The organism is Chryseobacterium glaciei (assembly GCF_001648155.1).
Classification (GTDB): Bacteria; Bacteroidota; Bacteroidia; order Flavobacteriales; family Weeksellaceae; genus Chryseobacterium; species Chryseobacterium glaciei.
In genome coordinates, this window is the sequence record NZ_CP015199.1 from 721,142 (window position 1) to 747,948 (window position 26,807).

The window sequence follows — 26,807 nt, forward strand, 5'->3', positions numbered from 1 at the left end:
AACATATCTTTAATCATCCTCCAAAATACCAAATGACAATCCCAACCATGAAATCACTACAAAAATCAGGACACCTACCTGCAACCACAAACGATCAAACCCAACTCTTTTACACTTTATTCTATCCTGAAACAATTCCTGTAAAAGCGACCTTACAAATCGTTCACGGTATGCAGGAACACAGTGGCAGATATTCGGAAATTGCGGAGTATTTTGCCAATCGAGGATTCGCTGTATTGACTTATGATCATTTAGGGCACGGAAAATCGGTAAAACACAAAAAAGATATTGGTTTCTTTCAACTTAATAATCCGGATGAAAGATTGATTACAGATTCAGAAAAGATGAGTAAACACTTGATGCATCAATATCCGGATGTTCCTCATTTTATTCTTGGACATTCAATGGGTTCTTTTATTACGCGTTGTTTGCTGCAAAGAATGGGTAATCAATTTTCGGGGGCAATTATTACGGGAACGGGAGGAGCTTTGACAGGGATTAATTTAGTGACAGCTTATTTTTCGTTAGTCAATAGAATAGCACCTTACAAACGCACTTTTTTCAATAATCTTTTTACGATTGTCAATAATCAGAAATTCAAAAAAGACAAAAATTTCAATGACACAAGCTGGCTTAGTCTGAATCCCGCCAACAGAGATGCTTTTTCTCAGGATGAACTTTGTGGTATTCCCTTCACCAATAATGCGTTTTATGCGTTATTCGGTATTTATAAAAAAGCGACGGCAAGAAATTGGGCACAAACCATTCCGAAGTCCTTCCCTTTTCTATTTATTAGCGGACAGAATGATCCCATAGGCGATTTTGGAAAAGGAGTTACACAGACTGTTGAGAATTTAAGGATTGACGGTTTTAAAGATGTAAATGTAAAACTGCATGCTCAAATGCGACATGAAATATTGAATGAAGACATGAGAGAAGATATTCTGAATGATATTTATCAATGGATTTTGAAGCATTTATAATGCAATTCCCTGGTGACTAAGGTTCTCGAAGCCACCAAGGAACGACAATAAATATATTAATTTTGTGATTATCCTAAAACAATCTCATTATCAATTCCAATTTCATTCAAAAAAATCTCATCATGGGAAATCACTAACAAAGTTCCATGATAATCTTTAATAGAATTGGTTAGAATTTCTACATTTTGAAGGTCTAAATTATTCGTTGGTTCATCGAGAATAATCATATCAGGAGCTTTATTGCTGATGGAAAGTCCGCACAGAAGAAGTCGCAGACGTTCACCGCCACTCAGAACACCACCTATTTTATCCCAGGTTTCTTTTCCGAATAAAAATCTTGATAACAACGTTTTCACTTCAGATTCTTGTAACGCGTTATCGTTGAATTTTTGAGCAAAATCGTAAATCGTTGAATCTCGATCAATCAAAGAATATTCCTGATCAATATAAATAGAATTAAAATCCGACTTCGAAATTTTCCCGACAGGCGATTTCAAATCTCCCAGCAAAAGCTTTATCAAAGTCGTTTTTCCCGAACCGTTCGAACCTTTGATAGAAATTCTATCTCCGCTTCTAATTTCAAAATTGAGATTTTCCTGCCAAAAATTTTCTTCATTATATTTAAAGTTAATTTCTTCAGCCGAAATCAAAATCTTTCCAGAATGCAGCTCTGAATCATTAAAATTCACTTTCATCTGATCCGCATTTCTAACAGACGATCGCAAATCCCGCAAATTACCCGAAATATCATTGATTTTTTCAGCGTGAATACTTTTCAATTTTGAAGAATTTTTCTCAGCATTATTCCTCAAAGTATTCATCATAATTCTCGCCACACCCAATTTTTCCTGCTTTCCTTTTCCTCGTGCATCGAGTTTTTGCTTTCGTTCCAAAGTTTCACGCTCCTTTTCTTTTGCTTTTTTCAAAGCACGTTCTTTCGAATGAATATCGTTTTGCAACGCCTCGATTTCAATTTCTTTTTGTTCTGCATAAAAATCATAATTTCCGCCGTAGGTCGAAATTCCCTGATTGCTCAATTCAAAAATCGTATCAACCAAATTCAGTAAAGTTCGGTCGTGACTGACAATTACAACCGTCGAATTTGTCTTTTCAATAAGCTCATACAACAGATTTCTACCTTCCAAATCGAGATGATTCGTTGGTTCATCCAATAAAATAATTTCAGGCTGATTGATCTGAATTCCGGCAAGAAAAACCTTAGTTTTTTGTCCGCCACTCAGGCTTTCTAGTGTTTGATTTAAATCTAAATTTTCAAGCTTCCAATGTTGTAAAGCGATTTGAGAGCGTTCTTCAATATCCCAATCGTCATTTAAAGTCTCAAAATACATTTCATCCACTTCCCCATTCGTTATTTTTTGAAGTGCATGTAATTTTTTGTCGATTTTTAAGCATTCCGCAACCGTCAAATGATTAAAATTTCCAAACATCTGCGGAACATAGAAAATATCACCCTGAATATTGACGCTCCCTTCCAAAGGTTCAATTTCATTCGCAATAATTTTCAGTAAGGTAGATTTCCCCATGCCGTTACTTCCGACCAAAGCCGATTTTGTGTGTGATTGTATCGTTAAGTTAATAGAATTAAAAAGCAGATTCCCCGCAGGAAACCCAAAAGATATATTGTGTAGAAAAAGCATGATTTCTTTCTTAATTAAGGTTAAACTTCAATAACATTTTCGTTATTGTTCAATTAAATCTGAAAGAAATTACATCCTACATGTCTCTTGTTTTGGGTTTTGTATGTTGCAAAGATAATAATTTTTAAAATATTCTTTTATTTTAAACAGTTTTCTATTACTCATTGCCCATTATTCATTACTTATTTTCAGGAGCTATTTCCCGCTTTCCGTTACAATCTTTTTTTTCAAAAAAGGATTTTCACTCAATCGGGGCTAGGGTATTTGTCGTCATTTCAGCATCTCGAAACATTCAGAAAGTTTGTCATCCTGAAAGGATCTAGACATGAATCTTTCCATATTACAATTCTAAAAATGTTGTTTAGATCCTTTCAGGATGACAAAGAGATTGGAAAATCATTATGAAAAATACTGCAAAACAGATTCTTCACCACGTTTTTTATTCGCTCAAAATAACATTACAGTATAAAATCATCAACTCTTAAAGCTTAAAACACTCTTAGTCTTAAACGCTAAAAACTTTCATCAAAAATCCGTAACTTTGCAAACTACTAAAAATTTTATGGAAAGTATTAAAGTTCACGACAAAACTTTTGTTCCTTATCTGGAGGACGCCGAAATTCAGGAGATCGTAAAAGCAACAGCTTTAAAAATTTATGAAGATTACAAGGACGAAGTTCCTGTTTTCATTGGTGTTTTGAACGGAGTTATCATGTTCTTCTCAGACCTTTTGAAGCATTATCCCGGTGAATGCGAGATTGCTTTCATCCAAATGAGTTCTTACGCAGGAACAGAATCTACAGGAATCGTTTACCAGAAAATGGAATTAACGAAAGATGTAAAAGACCGTCACATCATCCTTGTAGAGGACATCGTAGACACAGGAAATACGGTTGAAAGCCTTTTCAAATATTTTAGCGAAACGCAGCGTCCAAAATCTGTAAAAATCGCTTCTTTCTTATTGAAACCGGAAGTTTATAAAAAAGATTTCAAATTAGATTATATCGGAAAAGAGATTCCGAACAAATTTGTTCTTGGTTATGGTTTAGATTATGATGAATTAGGAAGAAACCTTCCGAATTTATATCAATTATCTGACGGACAAATCAACCATTAAACGCTGTTGGCTATTAGCTGATAGCTTTTAGCCTAAAAAAGTAAAATAAAGAAATAAATTTAATAATAACTTAAAAATGCTAAAGGCTAAAAGCAAATATGCTAATGGTAAAAGCCAAAAGCCAATTGCAAACTGCCAAAAGCGCTTCAACATTATGATAAACATTGTTCTGTTCGGCCCTCCAGGAAGTGGAAAAGGAACTCAAGCTCAGAATCTGATCGAGAAATTTAATTTAAAACAAATCTCAACAGGCGACCTTTTCAGATTCAACATGAAAAACGACACTGAACTTGGGAAATTAGCTAAATCTTACATTGATAAAGGAGAATTGGTTCCGGATCAGGTAACGACAGATATGCTGATTGATGAATTGAGAAAACCGACCGACACAAACGGATTTATTTTCGACGGTTATCCAAGAACTGTTGCACAGACAGAAGCTTTGGAAAATATCGTTAAAGACGAATTAAACAATCAGGTTAACATTTGTCTTTCATTAATCGTAGAAGATACTATTTTGGTTGAAAGATTGCTGAAAAGAGGCGAAACAAGTGGAAGAACCGATGACAGCAATGTAGAGATCATCGAAAACAGAATTAAAGAATATTATGCAAAAACAGCTGAAGTAGCTGAATTGTATAAGCAGCAAGGAAAATATGTAGAGGTAAACGGAGTTGGCGAGATCAACGAAATCTCTGAAAAGCTCTTTGCTGAAGTAGAAAAAATAAAATAAGGATTTAGAATTTAGGGATTCGGATTTAGCATTGCTCAAATCTATTCCCTAATCCCTGAAGCCTAAACCCTAAAAGAATTATGTCAAATTTTGTAGATTACGTAAAGATTCATTGTAAAAGCGGTCATGGTGGCGCAGGTTCTGCCCATCTTCGTCGTGAAAAATATATTCCGAAAGGAGGACCTGATGGTGGAGACGGAGGACGTGGTGGTCACGTTATCATGAAAGGAAATGCTCATGAATGGACTTTACTTCCCCTTCGATACACGCGTCACATCAAAGCAGACCGTGGTCAGAATGGAGCTAAAAACCAGCTTACAGGAGCTTATGGAGAAGATATTTACATCAATGTACCTATCGGAACTATCGCTAAAAATGAAGACGGTGAAATCGTTGGCGAAATCATGGAAGACGGTCAGGAAATCATCCTGATGGAAGGTGGAAAAGGTGGAAAAGGAAACGAACATTTCAAATCTTCTACCAACCAAACGCCTAGATTTGCACAACCGGGAATGGACGGTCAGGAAGGTTTTATCGTTTTCGAACTTAAAATCTTAGCGGATGTTGGATTGGTAGGTTTCCCTAATGCAGGAAAATCAACTCTTTTATCGTCTGTTTCTGCGGCTAAACCGAAAATTGCCAATTATGCATTTACCACTTTAACGCCCAATTTAGGAATCGTAGATTACAGAAATTACAAATCTTTTGTAATGGCCGATATTCCGGGAATTATTGAAGGTGCAGCGGAAGGAAAAGGTCTTGGTCACCGTTTCCTGAGACATATTGAAAGAAACTCAATCTTATTATTCCTTATTCCGGCAGATTCTGAAAGTCATTTTCAAGAGTTTAAAATTTTGGAAAATGAATTACAGGAATACAACCCTGAATTATTAGATAAAGATTTCATCATTTCTATCTCAAAATCCGATCTTGTGGATGAAGAACTTAGAAAAGAGATCTCTGCAGAATTCCCTGAAAATAAAAAACCTTTATTTTTCTCAGGAGTTACGGGAGAAGGTCTTATGGAATTGAAAGATGCGATCTGGAAGCAATTGCACGGATAGAAAATATCTTATTACAATATAAAAAAAGGATAAACATTGCTGTTTATCCTTTTTAATTCAATTATTATTTCACTTTATCTATTGAACAATAACTTTCTTGGTAACTGTAATTCCATTATCAAGCTTAATCATCAATAAATAAGCTGATTTTGGAAGATTTTCAACAGGAACATTGAGATCATTTCCATTCAAAATATTTTTACCTGAAAGATCATAAAGTATCCAACCTGTTAGTTTACTTTTACCTGCGTCTATTTTCACAACTGTAGAAGCCGGATTTGGATAAATTTTAACTTCCGAAGCTGCAATAGTACCTGTCTTAGCAAAAGTTGGTTCAATATTACTGGGTCCTACTTTATTGAAACTAGTAATTGTGCACGGACTAATGTATGCTTTAAAATTTCCTCTTAAATCCCCTTTCACAAAGAAATCCGGGTTTAAATTAACATTTAAGCCAGCTTTATATTCTACACTCAGATTATCATTTATTGTTGAAGATGCAAAGATTGATTTTCCAGCCTGATAAATTTGTGACGATGTTACCGGTGTTGTAATATATAAAACATCGGGACATGCAGCAGAAGCATTAAGTTCAGGAACAAATTGAGGAAATGAAAAGCCATTTTGAGCATTTCTTGGAGGTGTAATTGAACTTAAAGGATTTACAGATGGACTCCAAACATTAGGTGTATTAATTACTCGCCAATCATAAGATTGATAATAATTGCTTACATAGGTTCCAAATTTAACTTCCTTAAAACCATATCCATCATCTTGTATTTTAGCATTTTGTATTAAATATATTTTACCATTTTTTGCTAATTGTAAACTAGCAGTTAGTCCATAAAAGTTAAAATTGTAATTAGAAGAAGATGAAGAATCAACACCAACTAAACTTCCTGTATTAATGTTATACATTGCTAAACCCGACCAACCAATTATTCCAGCAGGATATAAACAAAGACATGCTTCTGCACCAATAAAGTATACAATATTACTATCAGGAGAAAACTCTGCGCTATTTGCAGTTCCACTCGCATCACCATAATATGTAGCATTATTATTAGCAGGAATAATATTAAAGGGACTAGTAATTATTCCTGTAGTATTATTAAAATTATGCAACCAAACACTACGGTATGTTCTTGTTAATAATTTTTTGGAATTTGGCGATATTTTAATAAAATTACCATAATTAGCACCAAAACTTACAACAGGTGTTGTATTTAAACCACTCGCATCTAGTTTGTAAGATAAAAAGTTACCATTATTTGCCGTTACTACCCAATAAGAATTTCCGTCGCTAGCAAGTGTTGAGGTTAAGGCATTCGTTGGAGAATCAGTAAATAGTATATTGTTTTTTGAAATTACTTTACCTAAACCTCCATTCAAAGACATATCTACAATAGCATATCTTAATCCATAGTTATAAGGTGTCGTAGGTTGGATTATGAATTGATCATCCAACGTTTTATTCCCATTAATATAAAAAACGTAATATAAAGTATTGGAGTTTGGTAAAGGAAGTATGATCGAAGATTGATCAGAAGGATTACCTATGTTCTGTAGTGGTAAATTTACAGGTGCTCCAAACAAATCATTTCCATTATCCATCGTAACACTATTCTTATTATAAATAGTATATCCATTGGAGAAAAAAAGTAAATCTCCAGTATTCTTATCACTAATAATTGAGCTTCCATACCTAATACTGGGTATTAAATTGGTTGTATGTAAAAAGCCATTGGGAGTAGTATTATCAAACTTCCACTTGTTATTTCCAAATAACCAATTATCATTCTCATGCTGAGCAAACAAAAAATTTACCCCAAACACCATAAGGATTATAAAAAAAGAAAATTTTGTCTTCATAATTTAAAGTTTAAAAATTATTTTGAACATCTAATCTCTTTCTTCAATGTTTGAATCTCTTCTTTCTGAATTATTAACTCTTTATTTTGCTCTATAAGATGAAGAGTTAGTTCTTCTACTTTTTTAAGTAAAAGAATGTTCATTTCTTTTAATTCAATCCCATTTTGAATTGCCTGTTCTGTAGTTGGAACTTCAGGTAAATGGCCATTTTTATCGATGAATTTTTGTAAATCATTCAAAGGCATCAATTTATATCCTTTTTCAAAAACATAATCTGCCCAGCCATTACTTGATGCGATATCAACTTTCACTTTTTCTGTTCTTATACCGTCTTTTACGAAAAGCTTATATTTTTCTCCATCTTGAGAAACACCATCTGCTGGCAATTGGTTGGTAAATTGCCCGATTCCAATGGTGCCATTATTTCCTATAATCCAATTTCCAATATTTAGCTGGTTATTTCCTCCTGATGTTAAAACGTTCAAATTATTACCAATAACAATATTCTCATTACCTGCTGCAATATTATTTCCTGTTTCAATACCTATTCCAATATTATTGTTTCCACTAGAAACTCCACTTAAAGCTCTTTTTCCCAGCGCTGAGTTTCCAACACCTGAATTTGTTCCTGACATTGCACCATAACCAATTGCTGTATTATTCTCAATATTATCATTAACTGTAGCATTGTATCTTGCTAAAGCAGCAAAACCAACGGCTGTATTCGCTTTAGATGTTCCAAGACCGTTTATTGCATTTCCTCCTACAGCAGTGTTAGCAGTAGCAATAGTACTATTTGCGTTAGCATTTACTCCTATTGCAGTATTTTGTCCTCCTGATATATTGGCTCTTAAACTATTTGCACCTACAGCTGTATTTGCACCTCCACCGATATTACTAACAAGTGCACCTATACCAACTGATGTATTGGCGAATCCTACAAAATTATCATTTCCTCCACCTAAAAACAAATTATTATCCAAGCCTGAACCACTATCTATATTCTGGAATATTAGCCTCCCTTTAGTATTTATTTTCATCCATTCTATATTGTTAGTTTTAAAAACAAGAGGTTGATTGTCTGTAGTTCCTAAAAAATTAGTAGTTGGACTAGTTGCGCCGTTTCCTGTAAGATTCCATGATTGTGCATTTGCAACAAAACCTAAGACTGTTGCAATTAAAATTGTAGTTTTTTTCATGATTATAAATTAATTTTTAAATTCAAGTAAAATTATATCATTTATAATAGAATATTTTATGTAATTAATCTAAATTATTATATTATAACAATAAAAAAATCCCTTTTCAAGCACCTTTATGAACTTTTCTTTAATTTTTAACTAGACCTTATCTTTTGGAACAATTATTGAGAGACTCCAACCAAATTTAAACTATGAAATATTTACTAGGTCTTTTTGCATTTGTTGTATTATTTTCATGTAATTCTCAAAATGCACAAAGCTCACAAAATAGCAAATCACAATATTCTACAATTGAATATAAAACAAGTCCTTGTTTCGGATTTTGTCCTGTCTTCGCGATGACGATCAATCCTGACAGAACTGCGGTTTTAGAAGCGGAACATTTTAACTTCACCAAAACACCTTCAAAAGATGAGTTTTCAAAACCGCGCGAAGGAACTTTTAAGGCAACAATTAAAGAAGCAGATTATAATAAATTAGTTTCTCTATTAAATGGTTTAGATGTTAAAAATTTAAATGAAAACTATGGACAAAAAAACGTATCTGATCTTTCAAGCTCTAATTTAACTGTAAATTTTGCCGACGGTACCTCAAAAAAAGTGGAAGACTATGGAAAAAGAGGAAGCGAAAAATTGATCGAAGTTTACAAATTTTTTGAAGATTTAAAACTTAATCAGCAATGGATCAAAGTCAAGTAATATACTTAAAAATATTTAAACTACCTTTGCATAATATAATTCCTTCACATTGAGGGAATTTTTACTTTAAATAAAAAAATAATTCATTTGAATTTTACAGACCTAAACCTAATAGAACCCATTGCAAAAGCAATTCAGGAGCAAGGATACACCACCCCAACTCCTATTCAGGAAAGATCTATTCCTGATATCTTAAATGGCAGAGACTTTCTAGGATGTGCACAAACCGGAACCGGAAAAACGGCCGCTTTTTCCATTCCTATTTTACAAAATTTATCCAAAAATAAAGTACAAAACAAACATATAAAAGCTCTTATTCTGACTCCGACAAGAGAATTGGCGATACAGATTGAAGAGAATATTAAAGCTTACGGAAAATACCTTCCATTAAAGGAATTGGTGATTTTCGGAGGGGTAAAACAAGGAAGCCAGGAAACTGCTCTCAGAAGAGGAGTTGATATTTTGGTGGCGACTCCGGGAAGATTACTTGATTTTATTGCTCAGGGAATCGTAAGTTTAAAAAATATTGAAATATTCGTACTTGATGAAGCCGACAGAATGCTGGATATGGGTTTTGTACATGATGTAAAAAGAGTTATTAAACTTTTACCTCAGAGAAGACAAACTTTATTTTTCTCGGCAACAATGCCTTCTGAAATCCAGAAATTAGCAGATTCTATCTTAAATAATCCTGTAAAAGTAGAAGTTACTCCTGTTTCTTCAACAGCTGAAACCATCAAACAATCGGTTTATTTTGTTGAAAAAGATGATAAACTGGATCTTCTTACGCATATTTTGCAGAATGATATTTCTGATTCTGTTTTAGTCTTTTCAAGAACGAAACATGGAGCGGATAAAATCGCAAGAAAACTTCAAGCAAGCAAAATATCTACGGAAGCTATTCACGGAAACAAATCTCAGAATGCCCGTCAGAATGCTTTAAATAATTTTAAATCAGGAAAGACAAGAGTTCTTGTTGCAACAGATATTGCAGCAAGAGGAATTGATATTGACGAGCTTAAATACGTAGTAAATTTCGAACTTTCTGATGTTTCTGAAACATACGTTCACAGAATCGGAAGAACGGGAAGAGCGGGTGCAGAAGGAAGTTCAATCTCATTTGTTGATGGACTTGACTTATTAAACCTGAAAAACACCGAAAAGCTGATTGGAATGAAAATTCCTATTGTAAAAGATCACCCTTTCCACACAGATAATTTGGTGGCGCAGAAAAGAGATTCTAATAATAAACCTTCTGGTCCAAGACCTGAAAGACCAAAATCTCAAACTGCCAATACTAAAAAGAAACCTGCAGTAGATGCAGGGAAAAAGCCTAAAAACAAGAGCTTTTTCAGGAAAAAATAATATAAAAGCCTTCTCAATCTGAGAAGGCTTTATTTTTGAACTTTGGCTAAAGCCAATTGGAATTATTTCTTTTTGTTAAACGAACTAAAGTCCGCTCCTGTTGATTTATCTAAATAAATTCTTTGCATTCTCAGTCGTAATTCTATCGATCTCAGAAAAATCTTTACCGTAAATATTCACCAATTTTCCGGCAACTAAATCCAGGTAAGAACTTTCGTTTCTTTTCCCTCTGTGAGGAACCGGAGCTAAGTAGGGAGAATCTGTTTCCAGCACAATTTTATCTAAAGGAATCTCATTTAAAAATTGATCTATTTTACCATTTTTGAATGTGACTACTCCACCAATTCCCAGAATGAAATTAAGATCGATTGCGTGTTTTGCCTGTTCCAGATCTCCGGAAAAACAATGGAAAATTCCGCGAAGTTTAGGGTGTTTTTTCCTTTCTAAAACTTCAAAAGTTTCGTCAAAACTTTCTCTTGTGTGGATGACAATCGGTAAATCCATTTCAATTGCCCAATCAATTTGTTGCTCAAATGCTTTAATCTGAATATCTAAGGTTGTTTTATCCCAATATAAATCTATCCCAATTTCTCCGATGGCAGGAAAATGTCTTTGATCAAGATAATTTTTAACAATTTCTAATTCTTTTTCCCAAGATTCTGGCTTTACATAACAAGGATGAAGCCCCATCATTGAGAAAATCTGATTTGGATAATCAGCTTCTAACTTAAGCATCTTTTCATGAGATTCTGAATCGATCGCTGGAAGATAAAACTCTGTAATTCCTTTATCTAAAGCTCTTTGAATGGCTTCTTTTCTATCTTCATCAAATTCTTCTGCGTATAAATGGGTATGTGTATCAATCATTATTTTTAAAATTTTAATAGATCTTCATAAGGATTTTCAAAGTTCATTAATAAACCAAAAGCGGGCTCGGTTTTGATTCCTTTTTTCTTTAATTCTATTATTTTTTGTTTAAAATCTTCTCCTTTTTCCTGTAATATTTTGTATTCAGCAATCATATGCTGATAGGCATTTTGTTCTGTTGTTGGTGTATTTTGTCCGAAAATTTCGATAGGAAATTCTTCTAGTATACAATTTAAAATGATGCAATTTTCATTATTACTTATATTCGTTTCAATCTTAAAATCAATACCCTGAGGTAAAATTTGATTTAAAACATTCAGAAATCCAGCCTCATTTTTAACTTCGCAAATAATATCCAAATCACTTCCTTCAATATCAATTTCAATCGGAATTGTTCCAGCTAAAATGGGTGAATAATTACTTAATTTTTCAAAAATTCTATATTTGGTAAGAACTTCATAAACTCTTTTCTGCTTATCATTTCCATCTTTTAAATAATCAAGTTTTGTAAAGTCGATCATTGAAAATCAGAATATTTTATGTTTAACTTTTTTACGTTGAGCCTCAATCTTTTCGTTCAGTTTTTCTTTAAACTCAAGATATTTTGGATCTTTATCATCGTTCGTTCTATGTTCTAAAGCTTTATTGATCTTAAAATTTTCTTTGATAAACTCCTGTGTTTCATTAGAAAAATAAGCGCTTCCGAATTTCTCGAAAATATAATTTACTGCCTGAGCATTCGGATGTATCATATCTTCTTTATAAAAGCGGTAATCACGAAGATCATCCATTAAAATCTCATAAATCGGAAGATAATGACAATTTTCAAACAATAAAATTGCTTCATGAATAGCTGTGATCAATTTTGACTTACTTAACTGATTTTCAATCATTCCATCCTTTGTATGGCGAACCGGCGAAACCGTAAATAAGATCTGAACATCATCCTTACAAATATCTTTTAGATTTAAAATGGTGTTGTAAATGGAATCTGTGAGTTCCTGATGGGTCAACAATCTCTTTTCAAAGAATTTTTGTGGAATTTTATGGCAATTGGCAACCAATTTATTTTTAGGAAGAAATTCATAAATAAATGAAGTTCCGTAAGTTATAATCACCCAATTGGTATTTTGAAGGAACCGATTCCCTTCTTCAATTTTAGAATTAATTTTTTCTAAGGTCTGATGAACAAATCTTGTGTCAAAACTCGTGTGATGATCTAAAGAAATAAATTCATCATTAAATGTGATTAAATCCTCTTCATGATAAAACTCAGAATCATGTAATGTCTTAATGGAATTATTGATTGAAAACGGGTTAAAAACAGTCCCAAACGGATTATTGACGGTTTGAAGCTGACCATCATAAAATAAATCCGACATTTCAGAGGCAAAACATGAACCTATTGAAAATATTTTATCTTCAATTTCTATCTTTTTCTCTGATTCTTTGATCTCAACTTCAGTCCTGAATTTCATTGTATAGGATCTAGGGTTTAGGAATTAGGGCTTAGTTTGCACCGTTTGAAAGGAACTAATTCCTAAGCCCTAAATCCTATCACCTAATTTAACTCTCTCTTCTCAAAAGATAATTAGCCAGTTCTATAAACGGCTTTTTCTTTTCTTCCGGAATATCTATTTTCTTAAGGTAGCTTTGACCGATTTCGTTATGTTTCTCGATTAAACGCAAAGCTTTTTCGTCAACTTTTGTTCTTCTGAAGATCTTTTCAACGTTATAAACTTTGTCGATATTATCTGTCTTTTTAGAATACCAATAATCAAGTTCTTTTCTTTCCTCGTCGGTTGCATGCTCTCTCGCCATCAGATAAAGAACGGTTTTTTTGTTCTCATAAATATCGCCTGCATGTTTTTTTCCAAACTGAGCCTGATCTCCGAATACATCTAAATAATCATCCATGATCTGGAAAGCGATACCGATATGTTTTCCGAAGTTGAAAATTGCTTTAGCATCTTTAAAATTAGCTTTAGCAATCAATGATCCGATCTCGAAAGAAGATGCACTTAAGACACCTGTTTTATACGTAATCATTCTGATGTAATCATCAAAAGTTACGTTTTCCTGCGTCTCAAAATTAATATCATATTGCTGACCTTCACATAATAAAAGTCCGGTATGCGTAAAAATTCTGATACAAGCTTTAAAAATTTCAGGTTCAAGATCTTCAAAGAATTTGTAAGCTTTTAACATTAAAGCATCTCCGGAAAGAATCCCTACATTGATTCCGTGTAAAGTGTGAATTGTAGGTTTATTTCTTCTTAAAGGAGCTTCATCCATAATATCATCATGGATCAAAGTGAAGTTATGAAAAAATTCGATTGCCAAAGCGGGTTTAATCGCCTGTTTAAGATCACCACCAAACAAATCACAAGCCATCAACACCATGATCGGACGAAGACGCTTTCCACCATGGGAAATAATGTAGTTCATCGGATCATACAATTCCGTAGGTTTATCTTTAAAAGTGTACTTAGTAATGGCCTCCGCAACAATTTGTTGGTATCTGTCTAAAAATTCCATAAAATCATATAATTTCAACAAAAATACGATTTTTCAGGGCTTTATAAAACAAAAAACTTTGCCCAAATGGACAAAGTTTTTTTTTATTATTTGAATTTGTATTTTAAGTTAAAAATGTAACCACAAGATACGTAAGCGCAGCAACAATTGCTGAGATAGGAATCGTTAATACCCAAGCCCAAAGTAAGCTTACGGTAATCCCCCATCTTACTGCGGAAATTCTTTTTGTTAATCCAACCCCGATGATAGAACCTGTAATCGTGTGTGTTGTAGATACTGGAATACCAAAATGGTCTGTAATAAATAAAGTAATTGCTCCTGCTGTTTCAGCACTTACACCTTCCAATGAAGTTACTTTAGTGATTTTAGTTCCCATTGTTTTAATGATCTTCCAACCACCACTCATTGTACCCAATGCAATTGCGATGAAAGAAACCAAAGGAACCCAAATATAATGTTGTGCAAAATAATCGAAACGTCCCGCAGAAGGAATATTAAGATAAACAGGATCTTGAAGCATATTCACGTGATAATAGATCATTGCAGCTCCAATAATACCCATTACTTTCTGTGCATCATTCAGACCGTGTCCTAAACTGAACAAAGCCGAAGAACCCAACTGTAATCTTTTAAATGATTGATCTGCTTTATGCGGATTCGATTTTTTATAAAGATGAACAATAATTAGTGTGATAATAATTGAAATAATCATCCCAATAATCGGAGCCATAAAAATAAACAGGAAAATAGGAATTACTTTATCAAATTTAACAACACTTTGTGTCGTTACCTGATAAGCAGCTGTCTTAAACGTTTCCCACATTCCTAACTCAGGGTGAGCAGCAACAACTTCATGATAATCCATCATAAAAGCGTGCATTAAGGCTGCTCCTAAAAATCCACCGATCAAAGTGTGTGATGATGATGAAGGAATCCCAAACCACCATGTTAAAAGGTTCCAGGCTATCGCAGCGATAAGACCTGAAAATATTACTTCTAATGTAATAAAGTTCTCGTTAACCGTTTTGGCAATCGTATTACCAATTTTAAATTCTCCAATAATATAAGCAGCGATAAAGAAAGCTGCAAAATTCCAAAGTGCTGCCCAAAGTACAGCCTGGAATGGAGTTAAAACTTTTGTAGAAACGATAGTCGCAATCGAATTGGCCGCATCATGAAAACCATTGATATAATCGAAAATTAAAGCCAGCGCAATAATAACTATCAGTAAAATAGGAAATTCCATTTTTGTTATATTGTTTAGGCGTATTTAATCATGATGTTCTCAATAGTATTGGCAACATCTTCTGCCTTATCGGTTACTATTTCAAGATAATTAAGTACAGATGAAACTTTGATAATATTGATAGCGTCATTCGTTTCAAACAATTCTACCATAGAATTAGAAAGAAGATCATCTGCAATATTTTCAATAGAATTTACTTTGATACAAGCTTCTTTTACCTGCTCCATGTTTTTGAACCCTTTAAGGTTCTTCATTGCATTCTGGATCTCCAGACAAGCTTTGTGGATAAGTAAAGAGAAATCTGAATAAGCCTTCAGTTCCGGAGACTTGTAAAGAAAAATATACTTTGTAGAAGCATAGATGTAATCAGCGATATCATCTAAACCAGTAGCCAACGTGTGAATATCTTCACGATCGAAAGGAGTGATAAAGTTTTTACCCAATTCTATAAAAATTTCATGAGTAAGCTCATCATTTTTATGTTCATAGTCGCTCATTTTCTTCAACATAGAGTCATCGTTAAGATCGAAATCTTTGATACCGGTGTTGAATTCTTCAGACATTGCAACTAGGTTCTCTGTTACTTTTTCGAAAAGCACAAAGAAGATTTTGTCTTTTGGTTGAAAAGCGTGGAAAATATTACCAATTCCCATTTTTAAGTATTTATAATTTTGTGCAAATTTCCTAAAAAAGCACCTTACCTGAAACAATCTGACGTTAAGTTTTGTTAACATTACGTTACCCTCTGATTATCAAACAAAAAAACCGGCTTTGATGCCGGTTTTATATAGTTTAGAATGAGTGTTAATTCGCCTCTTCAGCTCTCATATCTTTTCCTTTGAATTTCATTGATGCAATATTATTCAAAAGCTCTCCTTTAAATGATTTTTCTATTTCAAAGAAAGAGAATTTCTCTAAAATTTCAATGTCACCAATTTCGGCTCTTTTCTTACTACCTTCTGCAGGAGTAGTCGCTTTGTTGATAATATCTAAAACATCTAATTTTTTCAATTGATCTTTCTTGCCCAAGTTGAAGAAGAATCTTACCATATCTTCATTCTTTCTCCTAGGTTTTCCACTGCGTTCTCTTCCTCCTCTGTCTCTATCTCCGCTGCTTCTAGTATCGCGATCTCTTCCTCCTCTATCTCTGTCTCTATCACGACCTCTATCTCTGTCTCTTCTAGGATAGTCATCATCTCTGTTGCTGAATTTCTGGTCAACAAGATCATGTTTATCTTTGTAGTACAATGCAAGATCTTTCAATTGGAACTGCAATAATTTGTGTACCAATTCTTCCTTTGTGAACGCGCTTAGATCCGGGATCAAGCTATCATCAAATTCAAATATATCTTCATGCACTGTCAATAACTTTTCGAAAACTCCTCCAACCTGAGCTTTGATAACCTCTGCTCCTGTTGGTATAAATTTTTCAACGATATCAATTTTCGTTGTAGATTTTATCTGCTTTAATTTTCTGCTTTCTTCAGGCTTGATTAAAGAGATTGAAATCCCGTCTTTTCCTGCTCTACCTGTTCTTCCACTTCTGTGAACGAATACTTCAGGATCATCAGGTAAAGAATAATGGATAACGTGAGTTAGTGAATCCACATCCAATCCTCTCGCCGCAACATCTGTTGCAACCAAAATATCGATGTTTTTCAATCTGAATTTCTTCATTACAGTATCTCTCTGCGCTTGAGAAAGATCTCCGTGAAGAGCATCAGCTGCGTAACCGTTCTGCATTAAGAAATCTGCAACTTCCTGAGTCTCCATTCTTGTTCTACAGAACAAAATTGAATACTGGTTAGGGTTTGCATCAATTAATCTCTTAAGAGCTTCTTTTTTGTTACGGTACCCAACAACGTAATATTCATGTTTGATGTTCTTCTTAACCTCGTTAATAGAACCCACAGAAATACGGTGTGGTTTTGTAAGATAATTTTTAGAAATTCTTTCCACTTCTTTATTCATCGTTGCAGAGAATAAGAAAGTTTGTTTTGTTTCAGGAGTTTCTCTCAAAATTGTTTCCAATTCGTCTTTGAAACCCATTGAAAGCATTTCATCAGCTTCGTCTAAAACTAACCAATGAATAGCAGAAAAGTCTAGTGCTTTTCTGTTGATAAGGTCGATAACTCTTCCTGGAGTACCTACAATAATCTGTGGCTTATCCTTTAGAGATCTAATTTGGTCCATAATACTGCTTCCACCGTAAACTGCTGTAGTTTTGATGTCTTTCATGTATTTGGAGTAATTTTTTATGTCTTTAGAAATCTGAAGACATAGTTCTCGTGTCGGACAAAGCACCAAAAATTGGATTTTGCGACTCGTATCGTCAATCATATCCAAAATCGGAAGCGAAAACGCTGCTGTTTTGCCTGTCCCTGTTTGCGCAAGTGCGATCAAGTCGCGAATATCTGAAAGAATAAAAGGGATAGTCTGTTTTTGGATTTCTGTTGGGCTTTCATAACCCAGTTCGCCAACTGCCTTAAGAATGTCAGGACTTAAATTGGACTCCGTAAATAAATTCATTAAATATTATAAAATTTCTGCAAATATACAATAAATATTTGAATTTCTTTTTATATAATATTACGGAATTAATAATTTTAATTTCCAAAACCATAAATAATTTAAAATTTAAACAGAAAAACCATAAAATTTTTATTTTTAATGCAACGAAATCTCAATCAAGAAGGCGATTATTAAATTATTTGTTATCGAGTTAAATAATTGTGAATCATTAAAAAAATATATTATTTGGCGTATAAAAGAGATTTAATTAAATTTGATTTAAAATAAAAACATGTCCGCTAACATTTCTACAAAAACTTTCGATTTCATCAAAAAATTGACTAAAAACAACAATCGTGAATGGTTTAATGAAAACAAAAACCTTTACACAGAATCTCAGCAAAATGTAATTTCTTTTCTTGAAGAGCTTATCAATAAAATGGGAGAATTTGATGAAGAGCTGGCAAAATTAGATCCTAAAAAAGCATTATTCAGAATTTATAGAGATACGAGATTCTCAAAGGATAAAATCCCCTACAAAACCAATTTCGGAGCTTCGTTAGGAATGGGGAAAGGAAGCCAAAAAGGCGGATACTATCTTCACATAGAACCCGGAAAATCATTTCTAGCAGGCGGAATCTATATGCCTGAATCTTCTGTTTTGAAAGAAGTAAGAAAAGAAATTTCTTTATATGGAGACGATTTCATTAAAATTATCAACAATAAAGATTTCAAAAAACACTTCCCGGAATTAGACCAAGACGACAAGTTGAAAAAAGTTCCTCAAGGTTTTGAAAAAGAAGATCCGATGGGTGAATACTTAAAATTAAAAAGCTTCATTGTGGTTTATAATTTGAAAGACGAAGAGGTTTTAGATGAAAATGCAGCGAAAAATATGTCAGAGATTTTTAAAGTCATGAAACCTTTTAATGATTTTTTGAATACGCCGTTTCTTTAACTTATAAATAGATCATAGATCCTTCGACTTCGCTCAGGATGACACTGGCAAATTATTCTGTTAATTAAATAATACACTTAGTATTAGCGATGTCATCCTGAGCGAAGTCGAAGGATTTCCCATAATTTATTGATACATTAAATTATTTTGTTCTAAAATTAAACACTGATAATCAACTCATTACAATCAAACAAATTTAACATTAGTTTAACATTTTTGCTTACCTTTGCTGATCGTCAAAAAACTCAGGATGTCTTTATACCAAAGAATTGCAGAAAAACTACAATATATTAGTCCGAATTTCTATAAAAAAAGATATTTTAAGACCTTAAACCATCTTAATAAAGATAATTTTTCGGCTCGTAATGTAGAACCAGAATTGGTCTGGATCAAAGAATATTTGCCAAAAAAAGCAGTCATTCTTGATATCGGAGCCAACGTTGGAACCTTCCTCTATCAGCTGGAAAACAAGTTGGATCATAACCATATTTATGCTTTTGAACCCAACAAAAAACTGTACCGCCGCCTGAAAAGATTATTCCCGAGAATAAACGTTTTTCCTTTGGCACTTTCTGACGAAAATACAACTGCCGAGTTTAAAGTTCCCATTATCAATGGTAAGATGATCGCGTCCCGAGGAACGCTGAACACTTTATATAAAGAAAAAGGCGAAGAAAAGAGCTATACTGAAAAAGTAAAGGTCATCAAATTGGATGATTGGGCTGCAATCGAACACTTCAACAGACTGGATTTCATTAAAATAGATGTTGAGGGAAATGAAATGAAAACGCTTTTAGGAGCAAAGAAAACCATTCAACAGTTTTCACCTACTTTAATGGTTGAGATGGAACAAAGACACCACGACAAACCCATCTGGAATGAAATTTCTGAAGTTGAAAGCTGGGGATATGAAGCAAAATATCTGAACAGACACAATTTTGAGCTTGAAAAACTGACTGAAGAAATTCTAACAAAAAACACCAACGACGAAAAAAATAAAACGGAATACATCAACAACATTATTTTTATACCTAAAAACCTTTAAAATATAATTATGAGCGTAGTAGCAAGGCAAGGCTTCAAATATTCCATTATCGGTTATATTGGTTTTTTGTTGGGTACAATTTCTGCAATTTTCATTTTCCCTTATGATTTTGAATTTTACGGAAAATTGCGCTACATCCTTCCTGCAGCTGAAATGCTGGTTCCTTTTGTTGTTTTAGGAATTTCTTATTCTAATGTGAAATTTTTTCACACCGTAGAAAAAGATGGTAAAAAACAGAATATGCTTTCGCTTTCTTTGCTTACTGTTCTTATTAATTTTGTTGTATTCAGTGTAATATTTTTTGTTCTCCCCTATTTTTATCCAAAATTTAGACTTTCAGAAGCGTGGAAGAACAAAGAAATGATTCTTCCGTTGATATTAATTCTTTCCTTTTGCGCGATCTTTAATAAATATACTTCTAACTACAAAAGAATCGTTGTTTCTAATATTTTTGATAACCTTTTTCCGAAAATAGCCAATTTAGGAGCATTTTGTTTATTCTTTTATTTTGCTTTTTCACAGAAAGTTGCATTTGCTTTTTTCTTTGGGATTTTCACTTTAATGCTTTTCGGTTACATTTATTACACCAATAAATTAGAAAAAATACAACTCGATTTCAACACAGATTATTTTAAGAAAAATAATTTCTGGAAAGAGTTTTTTAATTATAGTTTTTTTGGATTTCTAGGAACATTCGGAAATTATTTAGCTATTAACAGCTTTATGATTGGAGAATATCTAGGAATGGAAGAAGTCGGAATTTACTCGGTTTTATACGCTCTTATTTCTTTAATATCTATTCCCCAATTGGGATTATTTAATATTTCTGCGCCAATTATCAATAAAACATTGGCAGATGGAGATATGGAAGAACTGGATAGATTTCACAAAAAAACGTCTTTATCCTTATATTTTTTAGGTGCCGTTTTGTTCTCATGCATCATGGTCGGATTTCCTTTTTTAACGCAGTTTATGCCTAAGAACGGGACAATGCTGAGAGAATACGAACCCGTAGTTTGGATCTGGGGTTCTGCAGTTTTAGTTGACCTTGCGACAGGATTCAACGGAAATATTATTTCACTTTCTAAATATTATCGTTTTAATATTTTAGTTATGCTTTTATTGGCGGGATTAACAATTGGGCTGAATCTTTATTTCATTAAAAACACAGATTTAAAATTGATCGGAATTGCCTTATCTACAGCAATTTCACTTACAACTTACAACGTTATTAAAATCATTTTTAATTATGTTGTCTTTAAAGTTTCTCCGTTGACGATTGAAATGATTTTCGTTTCGATTATCTGTACTTTAGCGATAACTGTTGCGATTGTGTTGCCTACTTTTGATAATAACTTCATCAATTTAATCTACAAACCGACCGTTGTTTTAGTATTAATTTATATTGGAAATTATTTCACTAAAATCTTCCCAATTGAAGATTATTTAAATATCAGATTTATAAAAAGTGTTTTTAAAATCAAGTAGTAATTAATTGATTTAAAATATTTTTTAGATTCTCCTGAACCAATTTTTTGTTATAGTTTTTCTGAAAATCGAAGTTAATATTTTTCAGTTGGATAAACTGTTCCATTAAATTATCGTTCTCAGGAATGATGAAATCTAGTTTTGATGGATAATTTTTAGGAAAAATAGCCAATTTGCCATACTTGATCGCATCGCCAAGATTGCCTGTCATTTTAGTTGTTCCGTAGATTTCTTTTTGGCTGAAAAACTCAGTTTCCTGCTGAATCGGACACCATAAAACATCTGCTTCACTCATCCATTTTTCAAAATCATTTTGAGAAATACGTTCTGAAAAGTAGGTGATATTAATTTGTTCTAACGATTTTTCCAGATCAATAATTTCGCGTAATTCATTTCCGTCAGCTTTTCCCAGAAATATAAATTCAATTAATTTGTTTTCTAAATTTGAATTATTTTTTAAATCGTATTCCCATTTTCTTATATTTGAAAATACTCTTTTGTAATCTCGTCTCATTTGAGAAACACCTCCGGGAATAACTATTTTCAACACTTTATTCTCTGAATTTTGAACATGTTTAGTGTAAAAAAGAGGAAGAAATTTATATTTTTCAGAAGCTAATTCCTGATCTAAGACCAATAAATTTTTCGCCTTCTTATAAACTTTTGAAGAATAAAAAAGCCCTTCTTTCCACCATAATTTTAATCTGTAAATCAGATCTTTTTTCAAGATATTTTTAATTAAATCAGATTTTGAAATATTGGTGAAATTAATATTATGAACTATAATTGCCGCATTAAATTTATTTGTAACAGCTTGAAATGTGTTGAAATAGCGATGAACAGTTCCGATAATAATCAGGTCGTATTTTTTAATTTTCAACTGATCCATAATCATTGAACTATCGGACAGAAATATATTTTCTCTTGATTCTTTTATCTGATTTCTAATTCTTTGCGAAAAATAATAATCTACTTCAAATTCATTCGAATTCTGCATGATTTCAATAAAATCCTGAGCAATTTCTGCGTGAGTGTCTATTTCTATGTAGGCTATTTTTTTCACTTTAAGTTTTGGCTAAAGCCAACTGATTTTTCTTGATTTATTAAACGGGCTAAAGCCCATTCCTATTGATATTTTTAATGCAAAAAACACTTGAGACAAATATATAAACAGTAATTCTTCTTTACATCATCTTTGTCATGCTGGAAGCATCTCTACAATGCCTTTTATAATTGGGATTAGATTCCTACAGAATGACAAACTTTATGCTTAACTATTTAACTAAATCCTTAACCACTTTTTTTTCAAAGCTTCCCAACGTTTGTCGTTGATGATTTTCTGTTCGTCTTTAGTAATTTTCAGTTCCAATTTTTTTGATCTGCAATTTTCGTAAGACTTAATAATTTGGAAGAAAAATGGAATTGATTTGCTTTTCATTGCTTCTTTGGAAGACGCGACGTAAGCCAGAAATCTTTTTAAGCCCAGAAAATAAAAATATCTCCCGTAATAATCAGATTCTTTTACGGTATAATCTGCGCCTTTTACTTTAATTAATTTCACCTGTAATTCGGGTAAAACGACTTCTTTCCAGCCTAAATTTTCAAGCAAAATAGAATCAATATTATCCCAGCCTAATGTTTCCCTTAACCCTCCGATTTCGATGAAACATTCCTTTCGATAAGCCTTCATCGGGCCTCTTACATGATGTTTATTTGAATTCCCTTCATATATCCATTCTCCATTTTTTTCGATGTATAAAAGTCCTCCAATCAAACCATTTTTAGGGTTATTTTGAAAGGATTTCTCTATAATTTCAAGATAATTTTCAGGCAAAATAATATCTGCATCAAACTTACAAATAATGTCAAACTCATTTATATTTTGAGTTTTTAACCCATTTTTAAAAGCGTTAACCACTTTTGAGCCCGGTTGATGTGCTGATTTTTGAAGATTTATGGTTTCAAAACGAGAATCCTGATCTGTATATTTTTTGATAATTTCAGAGGTCTGGTCCGTTGAACCATCATTAACAACCACAATTTTATAATCCTTAAAACTTTGCTGTTGTAAAGAATTTAAAGTAAATGAAAGATTATCTTCTTCGTTATGTGCAGGAATGATAATTAAAAATTTCACCTATTTTTTTATTTTCAAATTTACTTCAAATAAAAACTCAGGTTCCTGTAAACTTTCAAAAGCTTTGGTTTTAAAATCACCTTTAATAAAAACCGCACACATCGAATTGGCTACATGATATAAGTTTTGATGAAAATTTTTAGGTAAACCATCCAAAATCCCCTGAAAAACTTCATATCTGACCTTTTCAGGATTAAAGGCGTAATCATGCCAAACAACCACCGTATTTTCATGTACAAGATGTTGGAAAACCTTTTCAGTATCGTTTTTTACCATTTCATAGCAATGATCTCCGTCGATGAAAATAAGGTCGTATTTTTTATTTAAGCTTCCGAAATCAAACGTTTTTGAGTTTCCTTCTAAATGAAGGATTTCAGGATTTTTTTTGGAAATAATTCCATGAAGGTCGGCATATTTTTTATCTACACCGAGTTCCAACAAGTCTTTTTCTGAAAGGTTAAAAGTTGTGCAATCATTAATCACTTTTGCAACATTCCAAACACTTTCTCCTCTCCATGTTCCGATTTCAAAATAGCTTTTCTTTCCTTTTGCTAAAGTCTTTAACAAGGCCAAATCTGTTGGAATTGAACCTCCATCCAGAAAGCATAAATCAATGGTTTCATCAAAAGATCCTCCACTCAGATCAAGAAGATTGATCTGAGGAAGGGTTTCCAAATGAGGATATTTTTTAAGAAATTCTTTTTTCTTTACATTTCTGTCGTTAAGCACCAAGTTAAGCAAGCTTGGATCCTGAGCTATATTTTGTAATGCTTTGACAGTTTTGTTGATCTTACTCACAGAAAATATTTATTTATTATGAGGTTTCAGCATGTTTTTAGGATCAAGGATTTCATCCAATTTTTCTTGGGAAAGCAATCCTTTTTCCAACACTAAATTATATACACTATTTCCTGTTTCCAACGATTCTTTTGCAATCTGTGTAGACTGTTTGTAACCGATGTATGGATTAAGAGCTGTAACAATTCCGATGCTGTGTTTAACCATATTTAAGCACACTTCTTTGTTTGCAGTGATTCCAACCACACATTTGTCACGCAATGTATCTAAAGCATTGCAAAGGAAATTAATGTTTTCCATAATTGCATGAGAAAGAACGGGCTCCATTACATTTAACTGTAACTGACCAGCTTCTGCTGCAAAAGTCACCGTTAAATCATTTCCAATTACCTTATAACAAACCTGATTAACCACTTCCGGAATTACAGGATTCACTTTCCCTGGCATAATTGAAGATCCCGGCTGCATTGGAGGTAAATTAATTTCGAACAATCCGGCTCTGGGCCCGGAAGAAAGCAATCTCAAATCATTACAAATCTTTGATAATTTCACGGCAAGACGCTTCATTGCTGAAGAATAAATCACATAAGCACCTGTATCTGGTGTAGCTTCAACCAAATTTGGCGCTGAAACGATTGGAAAACCTGTAATTTGAGTTAAATTTTTAGCACAAAGTGTTGCATACCCAACCGGGGCGTTAATTCCTGTTCCGATTGCTGTAGCTCCCATGTTCACTTCAACAAAAAGATCTGCGTTGCTGTTTAATTTAGAAATATCTTCTTCCAAATTGGCTGCAAACGCTTCAAATTCTTGTCCCATCGTCATTGGAACAGCATCCTGAAGCTGGGTTCTTCCCATTTTAATGACATCCTGAAACTCCTCTCCTTTCGCACGGAAAGCTTCAACAATTTTTTGAAGCCTGTCTACCAATCCAATATTCATCTGCAATAATCCCATTTTTATAGCAGTAGGATATGCATCGTTTGTTGATTGTGAAAGGTTGATATGATCGTTTGGCGAACAAAATTCGTATTCACCTTTATTTTTACCTAATTTTTCCAACACTCTATTGGCAATTACTTCGTTTGCATTCATGTTGATCGAAGTTCCCGCCCCACCCTGAATCATGTCTACAGGAAATTGGTCGTGAAGTTGCCCTGAAATTAATTCGTCACAAGTTTCAGCAATTTTGAAATATAATTCTTCATCAAGCAAACCTAATTCATAATTGGTTTTAGCTGCTGCTTTTTTCACAAAAGCCAATCCCCTAATGAAATCGGGGTATGAAGAAAGCAATTGTCCCGAAATTTTGAAATTATCAATCGCTCTTTGGGTCTGAACTCCATAATAAGCATCCACGGGAACATAGAGTTCACCTAATAGATCACTTTCTTTTCTGAAATTTTCCATTACAGATTTTTTAAATTTTTATAGTTTTAAATATAGCAAAAACGCATCATACCGATGCGCTTTATATTTATTTTACAGGGTATTTTAGACTTAAAGCTTGTAATATCGACCATGTTTCGGCATCCATGATTCCATCATAGTTTTGCGGACGGAAATGATATTGAAAGGCTTCAATTGTTTTTTTGGTACCATCGTCCCATTTTCCACTTAGATCTAATCCATATCCAAATTTTTGCAATTGAGTCTGAACACTTGAAATAAATGCCGGATCATTGTATTTTGCAGTAAAATCTGTAGAGGTCGCCAAATCATAATAGCTTTGTTTTGAAGCTTCATCGTACCACATTCCTATTTGATACTGATCATAAAGCTTTTTCCATGGAAAAAAAGGTCCCGGATCCTGTTTTCTTGTAGGCGCAATATCTGAATGTGCCAACACATTCGTCGCAGGAATCTGGTATCTCGTAATAATATCTTTTGCCAAAGCAGCCACTTTTTTCACCTGATCATCGCTGAAAGGAACGAATAATTTCTTTCCTGTTGCATCTGCAGTGTAACCTGCATTTACGATTTCAATTCCGATAGAAGTATCATTAAGATTTTTATCATTTCTCCAAGAGCTTACTCCGGCGTGATAAGAACGCTTATTCTCATCTACTAATTGATAGATCTCGTTATCTCCTGTATTATTCACCAAATAATGTGCACTTACAGCCTGCTGACTAAGCACAGTTATCGATTTTTCATCCGGTAACGCCGTATAATGTAAGATAAGATACCTCTGTCTGAAGTTTTGGGCGATTGCAGGGAAATACGTTTTCACTACTTTATATCCTGCAGGTTTTGCTGAAACGATAGAACCGTAACTTGCGGTGTTATCATTTTTAGTTGCATCTGCAATATTTGTAGTAAAAAATTCTACACCATGATCATTTGTAATCTGTGGTTTTGGTTTTTCAGGAGTTTGTGTTTTTATTGCAGTTTTTGGCTGTGATACTGGGCTTTTCGGTTTGTAAGAACTTTTTTTCGCATTTTGTTGTGGAGTACACGAAAAAACGAAAGCACTTAATCCGATGATATATAATGTTTTACGCATTGGTCTATTTTTTTAATCATT

Annotated in this window: 24 protein-coding genes; 9 read left to right on the forward strand and 15 right to left on the reverse strand. The window is 33.2% G+C overall.

The features are described from left to right. Positions 1-47: 47 nt before the first annotated feature. A complete protein-coding gene (locus A0O34_RS03195; protein ID WP_066759465.1) occupies positions 48-983 on the forward strand; it encodes an alpha/beta fold hydrolase in 936 nt (311 codons plus the stop codon). Between the two features lie 68 nt (positions 984-1,051). Here A0O34_RS03195 and A0O34_RS03200 read toward each other — a convergent pair whose 3' ends face one another. Further along, a complete protein-coding gene (locus tag A0O34_RS03200) occupies positions 1,052-2,641 on the reverse strand; it encodes an ABC-F family ATP-binding cassette domain-containing protein (RefSeq protein WP_066751061.1) in 1,590 nt (529 codons plus the stop codon). A gap of 562 nt (positions 2,642-3,203) precedes the next feature. Here A0O34_RS03200 and hpt point away from each other — a divergent pair. The 3 genes from hpt to obgE all read left to right on the forward strand — a co-directional run bounded on the left by hpt (position 3,204) and on the right by obgE (position 5,555). After that, complete coding sequence (gene hpt, locus A0O34_RS03205) at positions 3,204-3,758, forward strand: hypoxanthine phosphoribosyltransferase (protein WP_066751064.1); 555 nt, start codon at positions 3,204-3,206, stop codon at positions 3,756-3,758. Positions 3,759-3,912: 154 nt separating this feature from the next. Further along, positions 3,913-4,491 carry an adenylate kinase gene (locus A0O34_RS03210; protein WP_066759467.1) on the forward strand — a complete coding sequence of 193 codons (579 nt, stop codon included), beginning with the start codon at positions 3,913-3,915 and terminating at the stop codon, positions 4,489-4,491. Between the two features lie 80 nt (positions 4,492-4,571). Further along, positions 4,572-5,555: a GTPase ObgE gene (gene obgE, locus A0O34_RS03215; protein ID WP_066751066.1), complete on the forward strand. Its 984-nt coding sequence runs from the start codon at positions 4,572-4,574 to the stop codon at positions 5,553-5,555. Between the two features lie 78 nt (positions 5,556-5,633). On the opposite strand, the gene A0O34_RS03220 is transcribed toward obgE, so the two are convergent. Continuing rightward, positions 5,634-7,427 carry a 3-coathanger stack domain-containing protein gene (locus A0O34_RS03220; protein WP_066751068.1) on the reverse strand — a complete coding sequence of 598 codons (1,794 nt, stop codon included), beginning with the start codon at positions 7,425-7,427 and terminating at the stop codon, positions 5,634-5,636. A 17-nt stretch (positions 7,428-7,444) separates the two neighbouring features. After that, positions 7,445-8,626, reverse strand: a complete 1,182-nt coding sequence (locus A0O34_RS03225) for an autotransporter outer membrane beta-barrel domain-containing protein (protein ID WP_066751071.1) — start codon at positions 8,624-8,626, stop codon at positions 7,445-7,447. 194 nt (positions 8,627-8,820) lie between these two features. Between A0O34_RS03225 and A0O34_RS03230 the strand changes: the two genes are divergently transcribed. Both A0O34_RS03230 and A0O34_RS03235 read left to right on the forward strand, forming a co-directional pair. Then, complete coding sequence (locus A0O34_RS03230) at positions 8,821-9,327, forward strand: DUF6438 domain-containing protein (RefSeq protein WP_066751074.1); 507 nt, start codon at positions 8,821-8,823, stop codon at positions 9,325-9,327. 87 nt (positions 9,328-9,414) lie between these two features. Then, a complete protein-coding gene (locus A0O34_RS03235) occupies positions 9,415-10,692 on the forward strand; it encodes a DEAD/DEAH box helicase (protein WP_066751077.1) in 1,278 nt (425 codons plus the stop codon). 105 nt (positions 10,693-10,797) lie between these two features. Here A0O34_RS03235 and A0O34_RS03240 read toward each other — a convergent pair whose 3' ends face one another. The 7 genes from A0O34_RS03240 to A0O34_RS03270 form a co-directional block, all read right to left on the reverse strand. Then, positions 10,798-11,559 (reverse strand): TatD family hydrolase, encoded by a 762-nt coding sequence (locus A0O34_RS03240; RefSeq protein ID WP_066751088.1) that lies wholly within the window; start codon positions 11,557-11,559, stop codon positions 10,798-10,800. 5 nt (positions 11,560-11,564) lie between these two features. Further along, on the reverse strand, positions 11,565-12,080 hold the full coding sequence (locus A0O34_RS03245; protein WP_066751090.1) for a DUF4269 domain-containing protein: 516 nt from the start codon (positions 12,078-12,080) through the stop codon (positions 11,565-11,567). A gap of 6 nt (positions 12,081-12,086) precedes the next feature. Then, on the reverse strand, positions 12,087-13,037 hold the full coding sequence (locus tag A0O34_RS03250) for a GSCFA domain-containing protein (protein ID WP_066751093.1): 951 nt from the start codon (positions 13,035-13,037) through the stop codon (positions 12,087-12,089). A gap of 88 nt (positions 13,038-13,125) precedes the next feature. Then, complete coding sequence (locus tag A0O34_RS03255; protein WP_066751096.1) at positions 13,126-14,097, reverse strand: polyprenyl synthetase family protein; 972 nt, start codon at positions 14,095-14,097, stop codon at positions 13,126-13,128. Between the two features lie 103 nt (positions 14,098-14,200). Then, positions 14,201-15,343: an inorganic phosphate transporter gene (locus A0O34_RS03260; RefSeq protein WP_066751099.1), complete on the reverse strand. Its 1,143-nt coding sequence runs from the start codon at positions 15,341-15,343 to the stop codon at positions 14,201-14,203. Between the two features lie 14 nt (positions 15,344-15,357). Further along, complete coding sequence (locus tag A0O34_RS03265; protein WP_066751102.1) at positions 15,358-15,996, reverse strand: DUF47 domain-containing protein; 639 nt, start codon at positions 15,994-15,996, stop codon at positions 15,358-15,360. A gap of 151 nt (positions 15,997-16,147) precedes the next feature. After that, positions 16,148-17,872 carry a DEAD/DEAH box helicase gene (locus A0O34_RS03270; protein ID WP_066751105.1) on the reverse strand — a complete coding sequence of 575 codons (1,725 nt, stop codon included), beginning with the start codon at positions 17,870-17,872 and terminating at the stop codon, positions 16,148-16,150. Between the two features lie 274 nt (positions 17,873-18,146). On the opposite strand from A0O34_RS03270, the gene A0O34_RS03275 reads away from it, so the two are divergent. From A0O34_RS03275 to A0O34_RS03285, 3 genes are all read left to right on the forward strand, one after another. After that, a complete protein-coding gene (locus A0O34_RS03275) occupies positions 18,147-18,812 on the forward strand; it encodes a DUF2461 domain-containing protein (RefSeq protein WP_066751112.1) in 666 nt (221 codons plus the stop codon). A 250-nt stretch (positions 18,813-19,062) separates the two neighbouring features. After that, complete coding sequence (locus A0O34_RS03280; protein ID WP_066751115.1) at positions 19,063-19,857, forward strand: FkbM family methyltransferase; 795 nt, start codon at positions 19,063-19,065, stop codon at positions 19,855-19,857. A gap of 9 nt (positions 19,858-19,866) precedes the next feature. Continuing rightward, positions 19,867-21,345: a lipopolysaccharide biosynthesis protein gene (locus A0O34_RS03285; protein ID WP_066751118.1), complete on the forward strand. Its 1,479-nt coding sequence runs from the start codon at positions 19,867-19,869 to the stop codon at positions 21,343-21,345. Here A0O34_RS03285 and A0O34_RS03290 read toward each other — a convergent pair. The 5 genes from A0O34_RS03290 to A0O34_RS03310 all read right to left on the reverse strand — a co-directional run bounded on the left by A0O34_RS03290 (position 21,338) and on the right by A0O34_RS03310 (position 26,786). Further along, positions 21,338-22,408 (reverse strand): hypothetical protein, encoded by a 1,071-nt coding sequence (locus A0O34_RS03290; RefSeq protein WP_066751121.1) that lies wholly within the window; start codon positions 22,406-22,408, stop codon positions 21,338-21,340. The two genes, A0O34_RS03285 and A0O34_RS03290, sit on opposite strands and share 8 nt — an antisense overlap. Before the next feature lie 219 nt (positions 22,409-22,627). Continuing rightward, a complete protein-coding gene (locus tag A0O34_RS03295; protein ID WP_066751124.1) occupies positions 22,628-23,482 on the reverse strand; it encodes a glycosyltransferase family 2 protein in 855 nt (284 codons plus the stop codon). After that, a complete protein-coding gene (locus A0O34_RS03300; RefSeq protein WP_066751134.1) occupies positions 23,483-24,280 on the reverse strand; it encodes a class I SAM-dependent methyltransferase in 798 nt (265 codons plus the stop codon). A 9-nt stretch (positions 24,281-24,289) separates the two neighbouring features. After that, positions 24,290-25,690 carry an aspartate ammonia-lyase gene (gene aspA / locus A0O34_RS03305; RefSeq protein WP_066751137.1) on the reverse strand — a complete coding sequence of 467 codons (1,401 nt, stop codon included), beginning with the start codon at positions 25,688-25,690 and terminating at the stop codon, positions 24,290-24,292. 67 nt (positions 25,691-25,757) lie between these two features. Further along, complete coding sequence (locus A0O34_RS03310) at positions 25,758-26,786, reverse strand: N-acetylmuramoyl-L-alanine amidase (RefSeq protein WP_066751140.1); 1,029 nt, start codon at positions 26,784-26,786, stop codon at positions 25,758-25,760. Positions 26,787-26,807 lie beyond the last annotated feature (21 nt).

Excerpts from the sequence above, each read along its gene's own strand:
- A0O34_RS03195 (WP_066759465.1), top strand. The coding sequence starts at position 48 with ATGAAATCACTACAAAAATCAGGACACCTACCTGCAACCACAAACGAT.
- A0O34_RS03200 (WP_066751061.1), bottom strand. The coding sequence starts at position 2,641 with ATGCTTTTTCTACACAATATATCTTTTGGGTTTCCTGCGGGGAATCTG.
- hpt (WP_066751064.1), top strand. The coding sequence starts at position 3,204 with ATGGAAAGTATTAAAGTTCACGACAAAACTTTTGTTCCTTATCTGGAG.
- A0O34_RS03210 (WP_066759467.1), top strand. The coding sequence starts at position 3,913 with ATGATAAACATTGTTCTGTTCGGCCCTCCAGGAAGTGGAAAAGGAACT.
- obgE (WP_066751066.1), top strand. The coding sequence starts at position 4,572 with ATGTCAAATTTTGTAGATTACGTAAAGATTCATTGTAAAAGCGGTCAT.
- A0O34_RS03220 (WP_066751068.1), bottom strand. The coding sequence starts at position 7,427 with ATGAAGACAAAATTTTCTTTTTTTATAATCCTTATGGTGTTTGGGGTA.
- A0O34_RS03225 (WP_066751071.1), bottom strand. The coding sequence starts at position 8,626 with ATGAAAAAAACTACAATTTTAATTGCAACAGTCTTAGGTTTTGTTGCA.
- A0O34_RS03230 (WP_066751074.1), top strand. The coding sequence starts at position 8,821 with ATGAAATATTTACTAGGTCTTTTTGCATTTGTTGTATTATTTTCATGT.
- A0O34_RS03240 (WP_066751088.1), bottom strand. The coding sequence starts at position 11,559 with ATGATTGATACACATACCCATTTATACGCAGAAGAATTTGATGAAGAT.
- A0O34_RS03245 (WP_066751090.1), bottom strand. The coding sequence starts at position 12,080 with ATGATCGACTTTACAAAACTTGATTATTTAAAAGATGGAAATGATAAG.
- A0O34_RS03250 (WP_066751093.1), bottom strand. The coding sequence starts at position 13,037 with ATGAAATTCAGGACTGAAGTTGAGATCAAAGAATCAGAGAAAAAGATA.
- A0O34_RS03255 (WP_066751096.1), bottom strand. The coding sequence starts at position 14,097 with ATGGAATTTTTAGACAGATACCAACAAATTGTTGCGGAGGCCATTACT.
- A0O34_RS03260 (WP_066751099.1), bottom strand. The coding sequence starts at position 15,343 with ATGGAATTTCCTATTTTACTGATAGTTATTATTGCGCTGGCTTTAATT.
- A0O34_RS03265 (WP_066751102.1), bottom strand. The coding sequence starts at position 15,996 with ATGGGAATTGGTAATATTTTCCACGCTTTTCAACCAAAAGACAAAATC.
- A0O34_RS03270 (WP_066751105.1), bottom strand. The coding sequence starts at position 17,872 with ATGAATTTATTTACGGAGTCCAATTTAAGTCCTGACATTCTTAAGGCA.
- A0O34_RS03275 (WP_066751112.1), top strand. The coding sequence starts at position 18,147 with ATGTCCGCTAACATTTCTACAAAAACTTTCGATTTCATCAAAAAATTG.
- A0O34_RS03280 (WP_066751115.1), top strand. The coding sequence starts at position 19,063 with ATGTCTTTATACCAAAGAATTGCAGAAAAACTACAATATATTAGTCCG.
- A0O34_RS03285 (WP_066751118.1), top strand. The coding sequence starts at position 19,867 with ATGAGCGTAGTAGCAAGGCAAGGCTTCAAATATTCCATTATCGGTTAT.
- aspA (WP_066751137.1), bottom strand. The coding sequence starts at position 25,690 with ATGGAAAATTTCAGAAAAGAAAGTGATCTATTAGGTGAACTCTATGTT.
- A0O34_RS03310 (WP_066751140.1), bottom strand. The coding sequence starts at position 26,786 with ATGCGTAAAACATTATATATCATCGGATTAAGTGCTTTCGTTTTTTCG.